Origin of the sequence: Chitinivorax tropicus, assembly GCF_014202905.1 — a bacterium.
Taxonomy (GTDB): domain Bacteria; phylum Pseudomonadota; class Gammaproteobacteria; order Burkholderiales; family SCOH01; genus Chitinivorax; species Chitinivorax tropicus.
This window is the reverse complement of sequence record NZ_JACHHY010000028.1, coordinates 22,573-41,560: the sequence shown is the minus strand read 5'-3', so window position 1 is coordinate 41,560 and position 18,988 is coordinate 22,573. Positions and strand designations below refer to the sequence as shown.

17 protein-coding genes are annotated in these 18,988 nt (G+C 55.6%); 7 read left to right on the top strand and 10 right to left on the bottom strand.

All coding sequences use genetic code 11. The features are described from left to right. Positions 1–620: 620 nt before the first annotated feature. The 3 genes from gyrB to dnaA form a co-directional block, all read right to left on the bottom strand. Positions 621–3,047 carry a DNA topoisomerase (ATP-hydrolyzing) subunit B gene (gene gyrB / locus HNQ59_RS17315; RefSeq protein WP_184041651.1) on the bottom strand — a complete coding sequence of 809 codons (2,427 nt, stop codon included), beginning with the start codon at positions 3,045–3,047 and terminating at the stop codon, positions 621–623. Positions 3,048–3,270: 223 nt separating this feature from the next. Then, entirely contained in the window at positions 3,271–4,377 is a 1,107-nt protein-coding gene (gene dnaN, locus HNQ59_RS17310) for a DNA polymerase III subunit beta (protein ID WP_184041650.1), read from the bottom strand. Between the two features lie 88 nt (positions 4,378–4,465). Further along, the gene (dnaA, locus tag HNQ59_RS17305) at positions 4,466–5,830 is read right to left on the bottom strand and encodes a chromosomal replication initiator protein DnaA (protein ID WP_184041649.1); all 1,365 of its coding nucleotides are present in this window, start codon (positions 5,828–5,830) and stop codon (positions 4,466–4,468) included. Between the two features lie 172 nt (positions 5,831–6,002). On the opposite strand from dnaA, the gene HNQ59_RS17300 reads away from it, so the two are divergent. The 6 genes from HNQ59_RS17300 to mnmE all read left to right on the top strand — a co-directional run bounded on the left by HNQ59_RS17300 (position 6,003) and on the right by mnmE (position 10,135). Continuing rightward, positions 6,003–6,290 (top strand): hypothetical protein, encoded by a 288-nt coding sequence (locus HNQ59_RS17300; protein WP_184041648.1) that lies wholly within the window; start codon positions 6,003–6,005, stop codon positions 6,288–6,290. A 69-nt stretch (positions 6,291–6,359) separates the two neighbouring features. Continuing rightward, positions 6,360–6,494: a 50S ribosomal protein L34 gene (gene rpmH, locus HNQ59_RS17295; RefSeq protein ID WP_184041647.1), complete on the top strand. Its 135-nt coding sequence runs from the start codon at positions 6,360–6,362 to the stop codon at positions 6,492–6,494. Between the two features lie 5 nt (positions 6,495–6,499). Continuing rightward, entirely contained in the window at positions 6,500–6,871 is a 372-nt protein-coding gene (gene rnpA / locus HNQ59_RS17290; RefSeq protein ID WP_343074314.1) for a ribonuclease P protein component, read from the top strand. Next, positions 6,847–7,056, top strand: coding sequence for a membrane protein insertion efficiency factor YidD (gene yidD, locus HNQ59_RS17285; RefSeq protein ID WP_184041645.1), 210 nt, complete (start codon positions 6,847–6,849; stop codon positions 7,054–7,056). The genes rnpA and yidD overlap by 25 nt, the downstream gene beginning before the upstream one ends. A 21-nt stretch (positions 7,057–7,077) precedes the next feature. Next, positions 7,078–8,730, top strand: a complete 1,653-nt coding sequence (yidC, locus tag HNQ59_RS17280; protein WP_184041644.1) for a membrane protein insertase YidC — start codon at positions 7,078–7,080, stop codon at positions 8,728–8,730. A gap of 64 nt (positions 8,731–8,794) precedes the next feature. Next, complete coding sequence (mnmE, locus tag HNQ59_RS17275) at positions 8,795–10,135, top strand: tRNA uridine-5-carboxymethylaminomethyl(34) synthesis GTPase MnmE (RefSeq protein WP_184041643.1); 1,341 nt, start codon at positions 8,795–8,797, stop codon at positions 10,133–10,135. Positions 10,136–10,440: 305 nt separating this feature from the next. On the opposite strand, the gene hemB is transcribed toward mnmE, so the two are convergent. Then, positions 10,441–11,448 carry a porphobilinogen synthase gene (gene hemB, locus HNQ59_RS17270; protein WP_184041642.1) on the bottom strand — a complete coding sequence of 336 codons (1,008 nt, stop codon included), beginning with the start codon at positions 11,446–11,448 and terminating at the stop codon, positions 10,441–10,443. A gap of 276 nt (positions 11,449–11,724) precedes the next feature. On the opposite strand from hemB, the gene HNQ59_RS17265 reads away from it, so the two are divergent. Continuing rightward, a complete protein-coding gene (locus tag HNQ59_RS17265; protein ID WP_184041641.1) occupies positions 11,725–12,894 on the top strand; it encodes a THUMP domain-containing class I SAM-dependent RNA methyltransferase in 1,170 nt (389 codons plus the stop codon). 40 nt (positions 12,895–12,934) lie between these two features. Here HNQ59_RS17265 and HNQ59_RS17260 read toward each other — a convergent pair whose 3' ends face one another. From HNQ59_RS17260 to HNQ59_RS17235, 6 genes are all read right to left on the bottom strand, one after another. After that, positions 12,935–13,579, bottom strand: coding sequence for an MBL fold metallo-hydrolase (locus HNQ59_RS17260; protein WP_184041640.1), 645 nt, complete (start codon positions 13,577–13,579; stop codon positions 12,935–12,937). A gap of 84 nt (positions 13,580–13,663) precedes the next feature. Next, positions 13,664–14,035, bottom strand: a complete 372-nt coding sequence (locus HNQ59_RS17255) for a VOC family protein (RefSeq protein WP_246491064.1) — start codon at positions 14,033–14,035, stop codon at positions 13,664–13,666. Between the two features lie 59 nt (positions 14,036–14,094). After that, positions 14,095–14,901, bottom strand: coding sequence for a substrate-binding periplasmic protein (locus tag HNQ59_RS17250; protein ID WP_184041638.1), 807 nt, complete (start codon positions 14,899–14,901; stop codon positions 14,095–14,097). 177 nt (positions 14,902–15,078) lie between these two features. Next, positions 15,079–15,459 carry a SirB2 family protein gene (locus HNQ59_RS17245; protein WP_184041637.1) on the bottom strand — a complete coding sequence of 127 codons (381 nt, stop codon included), beginning with the start codon at positions 15,457–15,459 and terminating at the stop codon, positions 15,079–15,081. 88 nt (positions 15,460–15,547) lie between these two features. Further along, positions 15,548–16,105 (bottom strand): riboflavin biosynthesis intermediates N-glycosidase, encoded by a 558-nt coding sequence (gene ybiA / locus HNQ59_RS17240; RefSeq protein WP_184041636.1) that lies wholly within the window; start codon positions 16,103–16,105, stop codon positions 15,548–15,550. Beyond that, complete coding sequence (locus HNQ59_RS17235; RefSeq protein ID WP_246491063.1) at positions 16,102–18,879, bottom strand: M16 family metallopeptidase; 2,778 nt, start codon at positions 18,877–18,879, stop codon at positions 16,102–16,104. The genes ybiA and HNQ59_RS17235 overlap by 4 nt, the downstream gene beginning before the upstream one ends. Between the last annotated feature and the right edge of the window lie 109 nt (positions 18,880–18,988).

Here is an 18,988-nt window from a genome sequence, read left to right as displayed (position 1 = left end):
GAGCGCTCGCGAACTTCGGGGGAGAACTTAACTGACTTCTTCATCGCTCTATCTTCTCAAGAGTTAGAGCCTCCATCAAACCCGGGGCGGTTCAGATGAGCGAGAAAAGATTGAACGAATTAAGCAGGAGGTCGTAGCAAGAATCCAAGCGCTACGGAAGCGTAGTCCTGCGTTGTACGCGATCGAGTAGCGGATGTCTCGGTGTTTTCAATGGAAATATGCATTAGGAGTTTGGTACAGCATAGTGATTTGACGATGCTATCCGACGGCAAAGAATATATGTAAGGCAATGACCGTTCCTGGTCGACAGCGACGGTGGGCCGAGTCGTCGCGAAAGGCACCATTGGCTCCGGAGGATTACAACCCACCGGCTGCTTACAGGCAACTAGTACGAACAGTGATAACCGGCCAAAACCTGTCCTTCAGTCGCACTCCGCATTGGTCATTTGAGCGGCAGCTTTGATCTAGAGCGGCCATTGTTCATAGATCGCTCCAACGGCCACAAAGGCCGAAATTGCGACAGAAAGTGAAAAGGCCCCATCAGGGGCCTTTTCACTTTCTGCGTCACCAATTTTTCACTAACTTGGCACAGTTTTCACTTTCTGTGTCATCCGACAACCTCACACATCAATATTCCGCGCAACCAGGGCATTGGTTTCAATGAATGCGCGGCGGGGTTCGACTTGGTCGCCCATCAGGGTGGTGAAGATGTCGTCGGCGGCCATGGCGTCTTCGATCTGCACTTTTAGCAGGCGACGGACTGAGGCGTCCATGGTGGTTTCCCAGAGCTGCTCAGGGTTCATCTCGCCCAGGCCTTTATAGCGTTGGATGCCAAGCCCACGGCGGACTTCTGCGAGCAGCCAGTCCAGGGCAGTTTTGAAATCAGGCACGGCGCGGCTTTGTTCGTTGCGTTTGACATAGGCACCCTCGTTGAGCAGACCAGCCAGTGCTTCGCCGGTTTTGCGCAGTTGCCGATAGTCGCCGCTTTGCAGGAAGTCGCTGTCGATGTACCAGAAGTTGGCATTGCCGTGTTGCATGCGGCTGATTTTCAGCACCCAGGCGTCGTTTTTGTCATCGTGGACGGCATCGACACTGAAGTTGATGTCGTGGATAGCAGCGCGGATGTGTTGGGCGGCAGCTTCGGCGGCGTCTTTGTCGCGTAGGCTGATGTCGCTTGGGCGGTTGATCAGTGCGTAAAGTACGGCGGGGTCGATCACACGGCTTTCGCGCTCGATGACTGCTTCAGCCAGCAGGTATTCGCGGGCCAGTTCATCAAGGGTGTTGCCGATGATGGGTGTGGCGCCTTCGCTTGGGTAGAGTTCGGCGCCCTCGAGTGCTTGGCGTAGCAGGAATTGTTTCAGCTCGTGGTCGTCTTTCAGGTAGCGCTCTTGTTTGCCGCTCTTGACCTTGTACAGCGGCGGCTGGGCGATGTAGATGTGGCCGCGCTCGACCAGCTCGGGCATCTGGCGGTAGAAGAAGGTCAGTAGCAGAGTGCGGATGTGCGCACCATCAACGTCCGCATCGGTCATGATGATGATGCGGTGATAGCGCAGTTTGTCCGGGTTGTAGTCTTCTTTGCCAATACCGGTGCCCAGTGCGGTCAGCAGGGTGACGATCTGTTCGCTGGAGATCACTTTGTCGAACCGGGCTTTTTCGACGTTCAGCACTTTACCGCGTAGGGGCAGGATGGCCTGGAATTTACGGTCGCGCCCTTGTTTGGCGGAGCCGCCCGCAGAGTCCCCTTCGACCAGATACAGTTCGGATTTGGCGGGGTCTTTCTCTTGGCAGTCGGCCAGTTTGCCGGGCAGGTTGAAGCTGTCGAGCGCGCCCTTACGCCGGGTCAGTTCGCGTGCTTTGCGCGCAGCTTCGCGGGCACGGGCAGCATCGACGATTTTGCCAGTGATGGTTTTGGCATCGACTGGGTTTTCCAGAAAGAAATCCTGTAGGGCTTGTGACAGCACCTCTTGCACGACGGGGCCGATTTCGCTGGAGACCAGTTTGTCTTTGGTCTGCGAGCTGAATTTCGGGTCGGGCAGTTTGACGGAAAGCACGCAGGTCAGGCCTTCTCGCATGTCATCGCCACTGGTTTCGATCTTGGCCTTTTTGGCGATTTCGTTCTGCTCGATGTACTGGTTGATGGTGCGGGTCATGACATTCCGCAGTGCGGTCAGGTGAGTGCCGCCGTCGCGCTGTGGAATGTTGTTGGTAAAGCATTGCACTGATTCTTGATATGAGTCGTTCCACTGCATGGCGCACTCGACGGACATGCCGTCTTTTTCACCTAGCGAGTAGAAAATGTGCGAGTGCAGGGCGGTTTTGTTGCGGTTCATGTATTCCACGAATGCCCGCACGCCACCTTCGAATTGGAACAGTTCTTCTTTACCCTGGCGACGGTCGATCAGCTCGATGCGCACGCCATTGTTGAGGAAGCTCAGCTCGCGGATGCGCTTGGCCAGGATTTCGTAGTGGAATTCGACCAGGCCGAAGGTTTCGACCGAGGCGAGAAAATGCACTTCGGTGCCACGGTGATCGGTGTTGCCGACGACTTTCAATGGCTCGGTGGCGACACCCTGGCGGAATTCCATGGTATGGACGTTGCCATTGCGGCGGATGGTGAGGCGTAGCCAGTCTGACAGGGCGTTGACCACCGAGACACCAACGCCATGCAAGCCACCCGATACTTTGTATGAGTTCTGGTCGAATTTGCCGCCCGCATGTAGCTCGGTCATGACGATCTCGGCGGCGGAGCGCTTGAATTCATCGTCTTCTTTGATATCGGTTGGGATGCCACGGCCATTGTCCTCCACCGAAATCGAGTTGTCGGGGTGGATGATGACCTTGATATGGTTACAGTGGCCGGCGAGCGCCTCGTCAATGGCGTTGTCCAGCACCTCGAACACCATATGGTGCAAACCGGTGCCGTCCTGTGTGTCACCGATGTACATCCCCGGACGTTTGCGGACTGCTTCCAGGCCCTTCAGGACCTTGATGCTGTTGGAGTCATAACTGTTGTCGCCGTTTGCTGCCGGGTTTGTTTGATCAGACATCTTGCCCTCAACTGCTGTTACCGCGCTGTCTTGCGGTTGGTCGTTATCTGGTTGGAGTGCAGCCCATTTGGCGCATTCCGAAAATTCAGTGCCTGGTGGCGCAAAAGCCTGATGACCCGGCACTGATCGAGCGTTGTTCACATTACTTTGCAAGTGTTGCCGGGCAACGTTAAAACGCTGACGCCGGCAGACGCCGGCGTATGTTCATTGTTGTCGGTCCGGATCAGATCCGCATCGGCATCACGACATATTTGAAATGTTCGTTGTCCGGCACCGTGACCAGCACGCTGCCCATGGCATCACCAAAGCTGAAATGCAGGATTTCCTCGTTGATATTGGCCAGCACATCCAGCAAATAGGTAATGTTGAAACCGATATCGAGCGAATCGCCTTGGTAATCGACTTCCAGCTCTTCTTGGGCCTCTTCTTGCTCGCTGTTGTTACATAGAATGCGCAACAGGCCATTCATCAACACCACCCGAACCCCACGGAATTTTTCATTCGACAGGATCGAGGCGCGCTGCAGTGCCTGTTGCAGCTGCAGGCGATCGATATTGAGGTGCTTGTCGTTGCGCGCAGGAATCACCCGGTTGTAGTCTGGGAATTTTCCATCCACCACCTTTGACACCAGTACCACGTCGCCAAAGGCAAAACGCACCTGGTTCTGACCGATTTCAATCCGAATCGGGGTATCGGTATCGCTCAACTGTTTATACAGCTCCAGCACGGTTTTCCGTGGCAGGATCAAGTCCGTCTTGGCAACGTCGGCTTCCAGCTGATGGCTGACCAACGCCAGACGGTGGCCGTCCGTGGAAACCAGCTTCAGCTCGCGACCATCAGTGACCACGCACAAACCATTCAAGTAGTAGCGGATGTCCTGATGCGCCATGGAATATTGCACCATCGACAGCAGATGCTTCAGGGTTTTCTGTGGCAGCTCGAATGCGACGGACTCACCGGCAGCGGGGGCCAGTTTTGGGAAGTCATTGGCTGGCAAGGTCTGCAGATTGAAGCGGCTCTTGCCGGCTTTGACAGTCAGCTTGCTGTCCGTGTGGTCGAGCGAAACCTGTGTCTGGTCAGGGATCGCACGCAGGATATCCTGCAGCTTTTTAGCGGAGACGGTGATGGCAAAATCATCACCCACCAGTTCGCCCGGCGCTTGACTGGTGATTTGAATCTCCAGATCCGTGGCGAGAAAGGTCAGCTGCGTGCCTTTCTTTTCAATCAAAACGTTAGACAGAATCGGCAGCGTATGGCGGCGTTCCACGATGCCGGTAACGGTGGTCAACGGCTTCAGAATGAGGTCGCGTTCAGCCTGCATCAATACCATTTGCTATTTTCCCGTGTGATCGTTTCGGCAAAAACCGAAAATTTTAACAAATTCAGCGCGGTCATTCCAAACCGGGCGCCGGGGCCCATCAGCCTTTGATCATTTGCATCAAGACTTGAAAATCATGTTTCAGTTGCATGTCCGATTCGCGCAAGTCCGCAATGGTACGGCACGCATGCAACACAGTAGTGTGGTCGCGGCCACCAAAGGCTTCACCAATGGCAGGCAGAGACATCTGAGTCAGCTCCTTGGCGAGCGCCATGGCAATCTGACGGGGTCTGGCGATATTGCGGCTGCGCTTCTTGGAGTGCATGTCCGCCACCTTGACCTTGTAGAAATCGGCTACCACTTTCTGGATGTTTTCAATCGAAACCAGTCGGTTTTCAACAGCCAGCACATCCTTGAGCGCATCTTTCACCAAATCCATGGTGACTGGGTTGCCGGTGAATCGCGAATAAGCCAGCACCCGCTTCAATGCTCCTTCCAGGTCCCGTACATTAGAACGGATGTGGCGGGCAATGAAGAAGGCGACATTATCATCAAGCTTGAAATTCTCCTGCTCTGCCTTTTTCAGCAGAATGGCGACGCGCATTTCCAGCTCGGGCGGCTCAATGGCAACTGTCAGCCCCCAGCCGAAACGGGATACCAAGCGATCATCCATTTCCTTGATTTCCTTTGGAAAGGTATCGCAAGTGATGATGATCTGCTTGTTGGCTTCGATCAGCGCATTGAATGCGTAAAAGAATTCTTCCTGGGTGCGGCTTTTGCCGCTGATGAACTGAATATCATCGATCAGCAGCAGATCCAGCGAGTGGTAATAGCGCTTGAATTCATCAAAAGCCTTGTGCTGATAGGCCTTGACGACATCAGACACATAGCGCTCAGCATGGATGTAGCGAATTCGCGCCTGTGGATTCTGATGATGCACCAGATTGCCAATGGCGTGAACCAAGTGAGTCTTGCCCAGGCCTGAGCCACCATAGACAAACAAGGGGTTATAGGCGACACCAGGGTTCTCGGCAATCTGCATGGCGGCAGCACGTGCCAACTGGTTTGCCTTACCTGTGACAAGGTTGTCGAAGGTGTAGGTCGGAATCAACCGGGTGGTCTCGTTGCTGGCACCCATCTGCTTGAAAGCGGTTGCCTTGGCGGCGGTGGGGGCTTTGGCGGCGGCATCGCCCCCGCCATTGGTGCCAGGTTTGTTGTCCGTGTTTGCAAGCGCAAGCCCGACACTGATCGGACGGCCAAAATACTCGATTGCCAACTCCTCGATCCGGGTCAGGAAACGATCCTTGACGAATTGAATGGCAAACCGATTCGGCGCAATCAGGCGCAGCGCTTCATCATCGGATTCGCACTTGAGCGGCTTGATCCACGTGTTGAACTGCTGGGCTGAAAGCTCGCGTTCAAAGGTGGACAGGCACTCCGGCCAAAACTGCTCTTGTGACGGCATCTTGTTTAAATATCACTATATAAGGCGTGGTGTTGACGAAATTGACGCGGTGGGGGTGCCGCGTGTGCAGACAGCTTTCTGCAGGATGCACTGATTGCGACGCAAGTACAGACTGCCATGTCAGAAAAGAAAATGCCGCGCATGGAACGCGACACGACGACCGGCAGACGGTATGCGCAACAGCAAACATGGAGCGGGCGGCGAGACTGCCCGTTTCAACAATCCACAAGTCGGTATTGGTGCAAATGGCTACAAACACCGCTATGGATTGGTGGTTCCGAACATCGCTTGCAATTGGCCAAACCCAGCGTCGGGTATGCACAAAAAAGCTTACCTGCCCAGCTTTTGCCATAAATTGAAGCATTATGGCTGGCGCCAGAGATACTTTGATCAAGGGCGACTGGAGCTGCATATTTTAGCCCTTTTGGTCCGACTTATCCACAGCCCTGAGAAAAAATAAGCCTTGACAACCCGTTGTATAAAATCGTCTAATCGCACGTTTAATTCGTTCCGTTTGTTGGGGTAACACATGAAACGCACGTATCAACCGTCCGTGGTTCGTCGCAAGCGCACTCACGGCTTTCTCGTCCGTATGAAAACCCGTGGCGGCCGTGCCGTGATTGCCGCACGCCGCGCCAAGGGCCGTCATCGCCTGTCCGTTTAAGCGGGTTGCGCGGTTTGTCGCGCTTTGGCCGTGACAGAAGGTTATTAAAAACGGATGAATTTTCATCCGTTTTTAATTTCCGCTGCTCAGTTCGTGGCGAGTTTCTTCAAGTGTTGGGAAAACGCAACGACCTGTCCCAGGCTCGCCTGGGTATAGTAGTCAGCAAAAAGCTGGCGAAACAGGCCGTTCGGCGCAACACCATGAAGCGTCTCGTTCGCGAAACTTTCAGGTTGAATGATGGCGAATTGGCTGGACTGGATGTTATAGTCTGGCCGCGTCAAGCATTTGGCCACGAAGAAGCGGCTGTCGTTCGAGCTGAAATGCTCGAATTATTCCGGAGGATCCGCCGAAAATGTCGCGCCTCCTCATCGCCCTGATCCGCATTTATCAATACGCGATCAGCCCGATGCTTGGGCCGCGTTGCCGTTTCTCGCCCACCTGCTCGCATTATGCCATTGAGGCTGTCAGCAAGCATGGCGCCCTAAAAGGCAGCTGGCTTGCCATAAAACGCATTTGCCGGTGCCATCCGCTCCATCCGGGCGGTTATGACCCGGTCCCCTGATCAGCACTTTACAGGACTTGCATGGAAACCCGTCGTCTCATCCTGTTCATGGTTATTTCTGTCGCCATTTTGTTTGGTTGGCAGAAACTCGAAGAAAGTCGTCGCCCACCGAAACCTGCAGTAGCGACGAACCAAGCAGGCACTACACAACCTGCAGAGAAAGTCGCCGATATATCGGGGTCTGAATCTGCCAAGCTCACCTCATCTGGTCGTCTAAAGGTTACTACTGACCTTATGCAGCTGGAAATCGACGCCATGGGTGGCGACATCCGTAAGGTGGCGTTATTGAAGCATGGCGATGCCAGTGACCCGAAGAAGCCATTTACCTTGCTGGAGGATGGTGATCGTGTCTATATCGCGCAAACAGGTTTGATGTCATCAGCCCTGCCGAATCTGCCTACCCATCGCACCCAGTTCAAGCTTCCTGAGTCAGAGGTGAAGCTGGCCGAAGGACAGGATGCTTTGACGATTCGACTGGAGGCGCCAGAGCTGGGCGGCGTGAAGATCGCCAAGATTTTTACGCTCAAGCGAGGCAGCTATGTCATTGACGTTGACTATGAGATCACCAATGGCAGTGCTGCGCCTATCAATATGTCGGCTTACTACCGTTTGCTGCGCGATGGGCAGCCGCCGGTTGGCGACCCAAAAATGTTGCATACCTTTACTGGCCCGGCTATCTACACGGAACAGAAAAAATTCCAGAAGGTCGAGTTCAGTGATATCGAAAAAGGCAAAGCTACAGATAAGTACGTTGCCGCATGCGACAATGGCTGGATAGGCATCATTCAACATTACTTCACTGCTGTCTGGTTGCCCAAGCCTGCGACACAGCAGGTTGCCGCGAGCTGCGATGGCAAGACTGACCTGCGCTATGACCTGAAAAAAGTTGGCAATCTGTACTCGGTTGGTGTGATTCGTGATGTGCCTGCCGTGGCGCCTGGTCAAACAGTGAAAACAAGCATGCCATTGTTTGCTGGCCCCATCGAAACTGCCATGGTTTCAAAATTGGCCCCAGGGCTGGAGCTGACCAAAGACTATGGTATTTTCAAGGTCATCGCCTCGCCTTTGTTCTGGTTGCTTGAAAAGCTACATGGTCTGGTGGGCAACTGGGGGTGGGCGATCATTCTGCTGACCGTTGTAGTGAAGGCGATTCTGTACCCGCTGTCTGCTGCAAGCTATCGCTCGATGGCGCAGATGAAAGCATTGGCACCTCGGCTGGAGCGACTGAAAGAGCAGTTTGGTGATGATCGCCAGAAGATGCATCAGGCGATGATGGAGTTGTACAAGACCGAGAAGATCAACCCGTTGGGTGGTTGCTTGCCCATGCTGTTGCAAATGCCGATATTCATGGCGTTGTACTGGGTACTGGTGGCGGCAGTCGAGCTACGTTTTGCACCTTTCATGGGATGGGTGACGGATTTGTCGGCAACGGACCCCTATTTCATCTGGCCGCTACTGCTGGCCATTTCGATGGTGGTGCAGACGTATATGAGCCCGCAGCCGACCGATCCGATGCAGGCCAAGATGCAAAAGATCATGCCGATCGCGTTCTCGGTGATGTTCTTCTTCATGCCGGTTGGTCTGGTGCTGTACTGGCTGGTGAATAACTTGTTGACGATTGCGCAACAGAAGTTTGTCGAACGTCAGTTTGCGCAGTCCAAGAAAGCCACCTGAGTATCGGTAAATGAATGACAATGACGGCAGGCCTTGGCCTGCCGTTTTTGCTGATGGAACCCATATGTTGACCAACGAAACCATTGCCGCGATTGCAACCGCCCCTGGTCGAGGTGGGGTGGGCATCGTCCGTGTGTCCGGCCCTGCTGTGCAGGCTATGGCTCAGTCCCTGTTGGGCTGTGTTCCCCCCGTCCGCCTGGCAACGTTTGGCCGCTTTCGCAATGCAATAGGTGAAATACTGGATGAAGGGATAGCGCTCTACTTTGCTGGGCCTCACTCCTTTACGGGTGAGGACGTGCTGGAATTGCAGGGTCATGGTGGCCCCATGGTGTTGCGGCGTGTTTTACAACGATGCATCGAGCTGGGTGCGCGGATGGCAGAGCCTGGTGAGTTCACCAAGCGGGCTTTCCTGAACGACAAATTGGATCTGGCCCAGGCGGAAGCCGTGGCGGATCTGATCGATGCCAGCAGCGAAGAGGCCGCCAAATCAGCCCTGAGATCATTGCGTGGCGAGTTTTCCAGCCAGGTCAGACAGCTGGTTGATCAGGTCATCCACCTGCGTATGTTGGTTGAGGCATCATTGGATTTTCCGGAAGAGGATATTGATTTTCTGGAAGCGGCTGATGCCAAGGGACAACTCAAGACCATCCAGGGACAGCTGGCTGCGGTCAGCAAGGCGGCCAAGCAGGGCAGTATCCTGCGTGAAGGTGTACATGTTGTCTTGGTTGGTCAGCCCAATGTCGGCAAGTCGTCCTTAATGAACGCGCTGGCTGGCGATGATGTTGCGATTGTCACGGATATCGCCGGTACGACGCGCGATGCCATCCGTGAGCAGATCCATATCGAGGGTGTGCCACTGCATATCATCGATACGGCGGGCCTGCGGGAAACCATTGATCAGGTTGAACAGATTGGGATCAACCGTACTTGGCAGGCAATCGAAAAGGCTGATATTGCCTTGTTGCTGGTCGATGCCCGGCATGGGTTGACCGAAGCGGAACAGGCCATACTGGATCGTTTCCCCGACAAGCTTCGACGCCTCAAGGTCTTCAACAAAATCGATCTATCGGGCGAACAGGCAGGGCTGGGTGAATCAAATGGTATTCCAGTCATTTATCTATCCGCCAAACAAGGGCTGGGTATTGATTTGCTACGTGCGCAGCTGCTGGCGGCGGTTGGATTCGAAAGCGATGGCCAAGGCGTGTTCATGGCCCGAGCACGCCATCTCGACGCCATCCGGCGGGCAGCAGGCCACCTGGGCGAAGCTGACATGCAATACATGCAAATTGAACTGTTTGCTGAAGAGTTACGGCTCGCACAGAATGCGCTGAATGAAATCACCGGTGAGTTTTCAGCGGATGATCTGTTGGGTGAGATATTCAGCCGTTTCTGTATCGGCAAATAACCCACATGGCATTGATGCCCCCACTCACTTGGTAGTGGCTATTCGAGAGAGCGGCGTTGCCCGCCGGGTTTTGCGTCGCCAGATAGGAATGGAGCAGTCTCAGTGGACTGGGTGCCCTCGCTTTCATGCGGAGCCTTGCTGAGCAAGACGCTCGGGTTGGTTTCCTCCGAGAGCTTTCTGTGAAGCCCGCCCCATGCGGGGAGCCATGATCTGCTAGGCTGCACACGCGGCACCCAGCCTCGCCAGGGGGCTGGCTTGAACACAGGTCAGGGGGCCAGGTCAGCAGAGCCTGGCCTGGGCACCGATCAGCGCTGCTCTTTCAACCAGCGGGCCGCATCCAATGCGAAATAGGTCAGAATCCCGTCTGCCCCAGCGCGTTTGAAGCACAGTAACGATTCCAGCACGCAGTCACGCTCCTTCAGCCAGCCGTTTTGTACTGCAGCCTTCAACATGGCATATTCGCCAGATACTTGATACGCAAAGGTCGGTGCCCCGAATTCATCTTTTACCCGGCGTACTACATCCAGATAAGGCATGCCGGGTTTGACCATCACCATATCGGCACCTTCAGCCAGGTCACGCGCTACTTCGTGCAGCGCCTCGTCGGTATTGCCAGGGTCCATTTGGTAGGTGAATTTGTTGCCCTTGCCCAGATTGGCGCTGGAGCCCAGTGCTTCACGGAATGGGCCGTAGAAAGCCGAAGCATATTTGGCAGAGTACGCCATGATGCGGGTCAGGATATGGCCATCTGCCTCCAGGGCTGCGCGCAGGCTGCCGATCCGTCCGTCCATCATGTCGGAAGGGGCCACGACATCGGCGCCGGCGGCGGCATGACACAAGGCTTGTTTGGTCAGAATGGTGACGGTTTCGTCATTGAGCACATAACCATTACCGTCTATCACGCCATCCTGACCGTGACTGGTATAGGGGTCGAGTGCAATGTCAGTGATGATGCCCAGCTCGGGAAAGCGCTCTTTCAGTGCTTCGACGGTACGGGGCACCAAGCCATCCGGGTTGTAGGCCTCCTTGCCATCCAGCGATTTCAACTGTGGATCGATCACCGGAAACAGCGCCAAAGCGGGCACACCCAATTCTGCTGCCTGTTCTGCGGTGCGCAGTAACCGGTCGATGGTCTGGCGCGCTACACCCGGCATGGAGGAAACGGCCTCGATCTTATCGCTGCCATCCAACACAAACACTGGGTAGATCAGATCATCGACAGTCAGCGTGTGTTCCCGCATCAGGCGGCGGGAAAAGTCGTCCCGACGCATGCGGCGGGATCTGGCCAATGGGAACTTACCTTGAAAATTCATAGTGCTACCTCAGTTGATTGTCAGAAGTGCCAATTCAGTGCCGCAAAACAACGTACCAACAGAACCTGATGCTTTATCACGTAGTATCAGAGGCTAAATATGCTATGCTGCGCCGCTTGTGTTGGAAAGCATGTAGCAATCTGAAAAACCGATCGGACGGGGTCTGCTCACATCGGTTTCTCGTCCAAATTCGCCTATCCTTCGATATGTCTCAACATTCGCCGCGGGCCTGAGCGCATCATTCTGCCCACGACGGCTTTCGAGGTTCACCAAAAGATGTCGCAAAAACCCACTCACCAATTCTTCGCCCCATGCCCCCGTGGACTGGAAACTCCACTTGCCCAAGAGCTGTCCGAGCTTGGCGCTGGTGGTATCAAAGCCGTCGATGGCGGCGTGCATTTTAACGGCGACTGGCTGACCGGCGCAAAGGCGAATCTGTGGAGCCGACTCGCCAGCCGCATCCTGTGGCGGGTTGCCGATGGGCAGTACCGTAGTGAGCAGGACATCTACAAGTTGGCACGCGATACGGAATGGCACTGGTTGTTCAAAGTGACCCATACTTTACGCATCAACGTATCTGCGCATAAAAGCCCCTTGCGTAGCTTGGAATTTGTCACCTTGAAGATCAAGGATGCCGTCTGCGACCGTTTCCGCGATGAATGTGGCGAGCGTCCCAATATCGATAAAAACAACCCGGATGTCAGCATCCATTGTTTTCTGGATATGAGCCGTTGCAGTATCTACCTCGATTTCTCGGGCGAGCCGTTGTTCAAGCGTGGTTGGCGTATGGCCACCAATGAGGCCCCCCTGCGCGAGAACTTGGCGGCTGGCATTTTGCGGCTGGCTGGTTGGGCGCCCGGCACACCGCTTTACGACCCGATGTGTGGCAGCGGCACCTTTCTCGTCGAGGCGGCGATGATGGCGCTCAATGTCGCACCAGGGTTGAATCGACACTTTGCTTTTGAAAAGCTCAATACCTTCAACAAAGCAAAGTGGCAAGCCTTGTTGAATGAGGCCCAAGCGGCGAGAAAGCCCGTCGAGCCGCTACCTATATGGGGCAGCGACAAATTCGGTGATGCATTGAAAGCCGCCCGCACCAACTTGGCTGAAAATGGCTTGGCTGATTGCATTCAACTCAAGCAGATGGACGTGGTGGATGCCTCTGCGCCAGCCGAGACAGGTGTCATGGTGTGCAACCCGCCTTATGGGGTGCGACTGGATGAGGAGGAGCGCTTGGCTGCGCTATACCCGCTGCTGGGCGATGTGCTGAAGCGGCACTTCGCGGGCTGGAACTGTTATTTCCTGACGGGCGACCCTCGCCTGGCCAAGTTGATTCGCTTGTCCACAACCAAGCGCACAGTGCTGTTCAACGGTGCGCTGGAGTGCCGCCTGTTTGAGTACAAAATGCGTGCTGGCAGCAACCGTAAGGATCAAGTGGCCGAATAAGCCACGCAGTGGCCGCCGTGGTCACGTCATGCTGTCGGCCTCAACCAAAACGGCGATCCGCCACAAAGGGGTTGGTTGCGCGCTCTTGCCCGATGGTGGACATGGGGCCGTGCCCTGGTACAAAGCGGGTGTCATCCCCCAGCGACCACAGCTGGTTACGAATGCTATCCAGCAACTGGGCATGATTTCCGCCGGGGAAGTCTGTTCGTCCGATGCTTCCCGCAAACAGCACATCACCGACAAACGCCAGCTTTTCACTTGGCTCGAACAAGATCACATGCCCTGGGGTGTGCCCGGGGCAGTGGCGGACTTCCAATCTGAGCTGGCCGACTTCGACCACATCCCCCTGTTTCAGCCAGCGGGTGGGGGTGAATGATTCCGCCGCGCCGAAGCCGAACATGGCCGCCTGGATCGGCAACTGGTCAATCCAGTATTGGTCACCAGGGTGTGGGCCCTCAATCGGCAGTGATAAGCGTTTGCCCAGCTCCGCTGTACCACCTACATGATCCAGATGACCATGGGTGAGGATCAGTTTGGTGAGGTTGACTTGTTCTTCCGCCACGATCGACAGCAGGTGCGCCACGTCGCCGCCAGGGTCGATCAATGCTGCGTCGCGGGTGTGTTCGCACCACAGCAAGCTGCAATTCTGTTGAAAAGGGGTCACCGGAATGATTCGGAATGGCATGAGGCCCGCCCATCAGAGTATCGATGGCGCAGTGTAGCATGGCCGCTGTATATAGATGGCGCGAGGGCGGATGATGCAGGACCACTACACCGGCTTGCCAGATGTGTGGCTTGAGAAGAACGTGATGACCCACCCTGACGGGTCTTGCAGGTAGAAGACTTCATGGTCAATGGCAGGCCGTGACTCAATAGGCGAGGGAGCAAGCCCCAGTGCGGTGAGGTGCCGATGCGTTTCATGGAGGTCATCCACCATCAGATCAAATGGGGCATCACCGGGTGTGATCGAGTCCTTTTGCTGCAAAATAAGGTGTGTGCCACCGCGTAGCTCATAGACGGCCACCGCGTTCCCTTCGAAGATGGGTCGCATGCCAATGGCCCGGATAAACCGGGCAGACTCACCCATTCGATCTGTTTCAAGCGTGATATGCGCCACGGCTACCACAGGACGTTGTTCCATATCTTTCATCTTCCCTTTTCATGACTGGCCATCAGCGCACACCGGTGCCATATTGGCGATCAACGTGGGGCGAGGTGTGTGTGCCATATTTTCTGAAGGCGCCCGGTCTGCTCCAGCTCAGAGATGCCGGTGTTCAATAACTTAAGTAGAGCCTGGGCGTGAGGGTAGCTGCGCGGAACCATGAAATGAAAGGGAGTTGGCTCGATGCCTGGCAGGGGGGCGCTGGCCAGATCAGGGTCACTGAAATAGTCGATGCCGACGATCTTGAAGCCCTCGATCACCTCGATTTTTTCAACGAATAGATCGCAGCTCATCAAATGCAGTCGCTTGATGACTGTGTGGAGATTCGGCGCATCTTGATCGATCCGGCCTGGCGGATAGCCATAGTGCTCATAATTGAATCCCCAGACGCCGCACGCCTTGAACTGATACAGCTCAGCCAGGCCATCGAGTTTCAGGCCATCTGGAAAACGGCGCTTGGAATAGAAATAATGACTGGTCAGCGAATAATAAGGACGGGAGATCAGGTAATCGCGAGCCCGTTCTTTACTGAGGCTGGCGTTCTGAAGCATCTGATATCGAAGACCTAATTTACCCTCGGCCAGGCAGCGTGCCCAGGATTGCAGCTTGACCTGGAACCTGACTTTCGCCTTGTCCAGAATCGCATGCAGAACGTCGATCGAGTAGCCTTTCAGTACCTTACCGCGTTTGCCATTCGCGTCGCGCTCCAGATAGGTGAATGGCGGCCATTCCTGCACATCTTCACAGATGGTGATCAGAGTATTGTCTGGCAATGCATCGGCAACAGCCGCCGGATGCGCTGCCAAGATCAACAACCCCAATGCAGACTGCGTTTTCCAGAGCATCACCGCCAACACCCATCAGGCACATGCTTTAGTGTAGGTGGGAAACGCGCTGCTTTCAGTGATTTATCCGAACATTCAGATCATCAAGCTGGCCTTGTGTGATTGCTTGGCTGGGGCTTACAGAATACATGGTAGCCAGCTAGGCATGGCTCATAAACCCGCACTGATGGCACGGGGTCATCCAGCCAACACCGGGGATTTGGTGAGGGCAACACCGACGATATAGGTGAAAGTCAGCGTGGCGCCCAGCAAGGCCAGCAGCCGAATCGGCTTGGTCCTGCCGCGTTTGAGGGCAATGCTTCCAAGGACGATATAAAGGATGAGCGCGAGGAGCTTGGCGGTCAGCCAGTCCATCACGAACGGATACTGGCGCGACCAGATCACCATGGCGATTGCCGTGCCAAGCAAAGCGGTGTCATTGATGTGGGGCACGACCTTGACCCAGCGCTGTTGCAACCGAGGGGATGTTTGCCACATCCAGTACCCACGGAGCAGGAACAGCGAGATGCTGATGGCGGCAAAGGTCATGTGCAGGTGTTTGAGTGCGATATAGGGCATGGTGGGTGGCTTTCGCAATGGGATGGGCCCTGTGGCGTCGCCAAGCGGATTTGCCAGGCGACGCCACGGGTGAGTGGCTTGCTGCTGTTTACAGGGGCTCCGTCAATAATCGATCACGGACGGCCATCAGGACAAAACCCAGCAGGTTCAGCCCTGGCCATTGGCCTGGGTGATTGGCGTGCGCGTGATCGGCGGACAGACCGATTCCCCAGATGGCATCGGTCGGGCTGGCCTCGACCAGCACCTGTTCCCCTGTGCTTAGCAAAAATGCGCGCATGGCGGCATGTTGGCGGAATTTGGCCAGATTGCCTTGCAGCACGATATCGAGCCGATGATCAACCCAGGTCTGGTCGTGAAAGCCCCGGATCTTGCGCCCGAGCTTTTTGGCCTCGGCGGGGCTCGGGGTGGCAAGGATCGCCTGACGGATCGGCTCATCGCTGAACAAGCGTGCCTTTTCGGCCATCATATAGTGCTCTGCCGTGGCATAGCGGTCGCCATCCAGCTCAAACGATGCGGGAAACCATTGGCTGAGGCAGCCTTTACCTGGGCTGCCGTCGTGGTTCGGCTGATGTCCCCAGAAATGCAGAAAGGGTACTTGGTGCCCCGCTGACACCTGTGCAATCAGGCTGTCCCGGTCTGAGATCATGGTTTGGCCTCTGCTTTTTTGTCTGCCCCGGCAAAATCGCCAGCGTAAACATGGACAAATTGTGCAGGTTGCAGGTAGTGACGCAACACCGTGTTGACTTGCTCGACGGTCACTCGCGCCAGCGCTGCCTCCCGATCGATGGCAAATTGCATGGTGCGTTTCAGCAGCATATTGCTCGCCAGTGCGCCCGCCAAGGCCCCGTCTTGGGTGCGGGCGATTTTGGCTGCTTCCAGCAGGCCGTTGCGAGCTTCATCCAGCTCTTGCTGGGTGACACCCTCTTTGAGGATGCGATCGAGCTCCTCTGACACCGCCTGTTGTAGTCGTTGACGATTTTGTGGGGCGTAGATCGCATACAGACTGAGGCCGCCATTCGGCTCGAACGGCGAGGCGCTCAGGCTGGAGCCCGCGCCATAGCTGATGCCTTCTTTCTGTCGCAAACGGTCTGCCAATCTGGATTTCATGCCACCAGCACCCAAGATCTGGTTGGCAATCGCCAGCGGCACGTAATCCGGCGCGTCATCCTGCAACGGGAAGCGCAACGCTGCCAGATAGTTGGCATTGGCCTTGTCCGGCGTTTCGATCTGCATCGAGGTGGCGGGCTTGACCAGATAAGGCATGGCAACCCGCTGGTAATTGGTTTGGCTCTTCCAATCCGCAAACAGCTTGGGCAGGATCGTCCGTATTTTGCTTTCTTCGAATTCGCCTACCAAGCTGAATTCGGCATGATTGGCGCCGTAAAACTGCTGGTGGAAGTGGGTCAGATCGGCCAGCTTGACGGAGTTGATGGCCGCCAGCTGTTCGTCAAAGTCTTTGACATAGCGGATATCGTCTGGCGGATAGCTATTGCCGTGACGCATCAATGCCAATCGAGCCAGGGCATCGGGCTGGGCACGGCTGATGTCCAGATTGGTGCGCCATGCGGTACGGAATTGCTCGAACTCTGTCTCGGGGAAAGTAGGCTTGCGCAGAATGTCTGATAGTAAGGTCAGCAAAGCAGGTAGTTGATCACGGCGGGTCTGGAACGTGACCGAAAGACCTGTCGCATCCCCTGTGATCGAAACATTGGCTTTCAGCTCATCCAGTCGATCAGCGATCTGCTGGCGGGTCAGGCCAGCAGCACCTCTCAACAGCAGGCCAGCTACCATCTCGCCCGTGGTTTTCTGGTTGCGTAGCGCCTGCTCGTTGCCAAAATGCAACAACAGCGTGCCATTGACGGTATTGCCACGGGTGGTCTTATGCAGCAGAGCGGCCTGCAGACCATTTGCCAGCTTGAATCGCTGTGTCTGTTTCTCGATGTTGGCGGGGCTGGCGTCGAAGCTCTCACCTGCTGTCACCGCAGCCCGCCCTTGGTAGCCGGCGACCAGTGTGGCCGCACTCGGGGCTGCAGGCACGACCACCCGTTCCGATTTCTGTGTGGGTACAAACTGCCCAAAGGTGCGGTTGTTTGGTTGGAAATAGGTATTGGCGACGCGTTGTACATCTTTCAACGTCACAGCTTCAATCTGGTCGCGCCCGAGAAAGAACAGGCGCCAATCGCCTAATGCAATGGCCTCGGACATGATTCTCCCCAGTGATACCGGGTCGTTCAGAATCTGCTCGTATCCGTTCAGACTGATGGTTTTGGCCCGCTTCAGTTCCTCCTCGGTGATCGGCTGGCTGGCCAGGCTTTCCAGTCCATTCAACAGGGCCTTGCGAGCCGCTTCTGGTGATTGGTCATTGCTCAGGCGCACCAGGAATTGCGCCAGGCCGGGCTCCATGGTCGGTACGAGATAGCTTGATACCCCCGTCGCCAGCTTACCCTCCACCAATGTCTTGTGCAGACGCCCGGTGGGCGTATCAGCCAAGATATCCATCAATAGACTGAGCGGTGCGAAGTCTGGATGCGTGGCGGCGGGCACATGGTAAGCACTGCCCAGTAGCGGGGTCTCGCCTGCGCGCCGCAGGGTGACTTCCCGTGGGCCATCTTGCGGTGGCTCGACTGTGTAGGTGGGTGTCAGCACGCGTGTGGGCTTGGGGATGACGCCAAAATACTGGTGCACAGCCTTGAGTGCGGTGGCCGGATCGAATTTTCCTGTGATCACCAGCACAGCGTTGTCCGGCTGATAATACTTGCGATAGAACGCCTGCAGATGGTCGATGCTGACATTTTCGACATCTGACCGGGCACCGATGGTTTCCTTACCATAGTTGTGCCATAGATATGCGGTAGCCCGCATCCGCTGTGACAGAATCCGGAACGGGCTGTTCTCGCCAGACTCCATTTCGTTTCTCACCACTGTCATCTCGGTATCGAGATCTTTACGGGCGATGAAGGAATTGACCATCCGGTCTGCTTCCATTTTCAGCACCCAATCCAGATTGTTGTCGCTGGCGGGGAAGGTTTCGAAATAATTGGTGCGATCCAGCCACGTTGTGCCATTGAACTGCATCCCCCTGCGGGTCATTTCCTGCGTCAATTGCCCGTTCGGCAGGCTGGGGGTGCCTTTGAATACCAAGTGTTCCAGCAGATGCGCCATGCCGGTTTCGCCATAGCTTTCGTGCCGCGAGCCAACCAGATAGGTTACATTGACTGTCGTTGTAGCCTTGCCGGCATCAGGTGCAAATAGCACCCGTAGGCCATTGGCCAGCTTGTATTCGGTCATGCCTTCCACCTCGGTTTGGAAAGTCACACCAGGGGGAATCAGAATCTGCGCGGCGGTGGCGGATTGAAAGAAAAAAGCCGCCAGCGACAGGCTGACGGCGAGAGTCATCGATTTCAGTTTCATGGTTTCCATTCATCGCTTCCCTGGCCTTGCGAGCCAAGAGAGCTGGCGTATGATCCTGGCCAGCACCTGAAGTGACGCGGGTGCTGGCCAGGCCGTGGTTCAATATGTTTGATCACCA

Bases quoted from the DNA above. Each gene is read 5' to 3' on its own strand.
- gyrB (WP_184041651.1), bottom strand. From the start codon at position 3,047: ATGTCTGATCAAACAAACCCGGCAGCAAACGGCGACAACAGTTATGAC.
- HNQ59_RS17300 (WP_184041648.1), top strand. From the start codon at position 6,003: ATGCGCAACAGCAAACATGGAGCGGGCGGCGAGACTGCCCGTTTCAAC.
- HNQ59_RS17255 (WP_246491064.1), bottom strand. From the start codon at position 14,035: ATGGAACAACGTCCTGTGGTAGCCGTGGCGCATATCACGCTTGAAACA.
- dnaA (WP_184041649.1), bottom strand. From the start codon at position 5,830: ATGCCGTCACAAGAGCAGTTTTGGCCGGAGTGCCTGTCCACCTTTGAA.
- rpmH (WP_184041647.1), top strand. From the start codon at position 6,360: ATGAAACGCACGTATCAACCGTCCGTGGTTCGTCGCAAGCGCACTCAC.
- HNQ59_RS17260 (WP_184041640.1), bottom strand. From the start codon at position 13,579: ATGCCATTCCGAATCATTCCGGTGACCCCTTTTCAACAGAATTGCAGC.
- ybiA (WP_184041636.1), bottom strand. From the start codon at position 16,105: ATGATCTCAGACCGGGACAGCCTGATTGCACAGGTGTCAGCGGGGCAC.
- yidD (WP_184041645.1), top strand. From the start codon at position 6,847: ATGTCGCGCCTCCTCATCGCCCTGATCCGCATTTATCAATACGCGATC.
- yidC (WP_184041644.1), top strand. From the start codon at position 7,078: ATGGAAACCCGTCGTCTCATCCTGTTCATGGTTATTTCTGTCGCCATT.
- hemB (WP_184041642.1), bottom strand. From the start codon at position 11,448: ATGAATTTTCAAGGTAAGTTCCCATTGGCCAGATCCCGCCGCATGCGT.
- mnmE (WP_184041643.1), top strand. From the start codon at position 8,795: ATGTTGACCAACGAAACCATTGCCGCGATTGCAACCGCCCCTGGTCGA.
- HNQ59_RS17245 (WP_184041637.1), bottom strand. From the start codon at position 15,459: ATGCCCTATATCGCACTCAAACACCTGCACATGACCTTTGCCGCCATC.
- HNQ59_RS17235 (WP_246491063.1), bottom strand. From the start codon at position 18,879: ATGGAAACCATGAAACTGAAATCGATGACTCTCGCCGTCAGCCTGTCG.
- HNQ59_RS17250 (WP_184041638.1), bottom strand. From the start codon at position 14,901: ATGCTCTGGAAAACGCAGTCTGCATTGGGGTTGTTGATCTTGGCAGCG.
- HNQ59_RS17265 (WP_184041641.1), top strand. From the start codon at position 11,725: ATGTCGCAAAAACCCACTCACCAATTCTTCGCCCCATGCCCCCGTGGA.
- dnaN (WP_184041650.1), bottom strand. From the start codon at position 4,377: ATGGTATTGATGCAGGCTGAACGCGACCTCATTCTGAAGCCGTTGACC.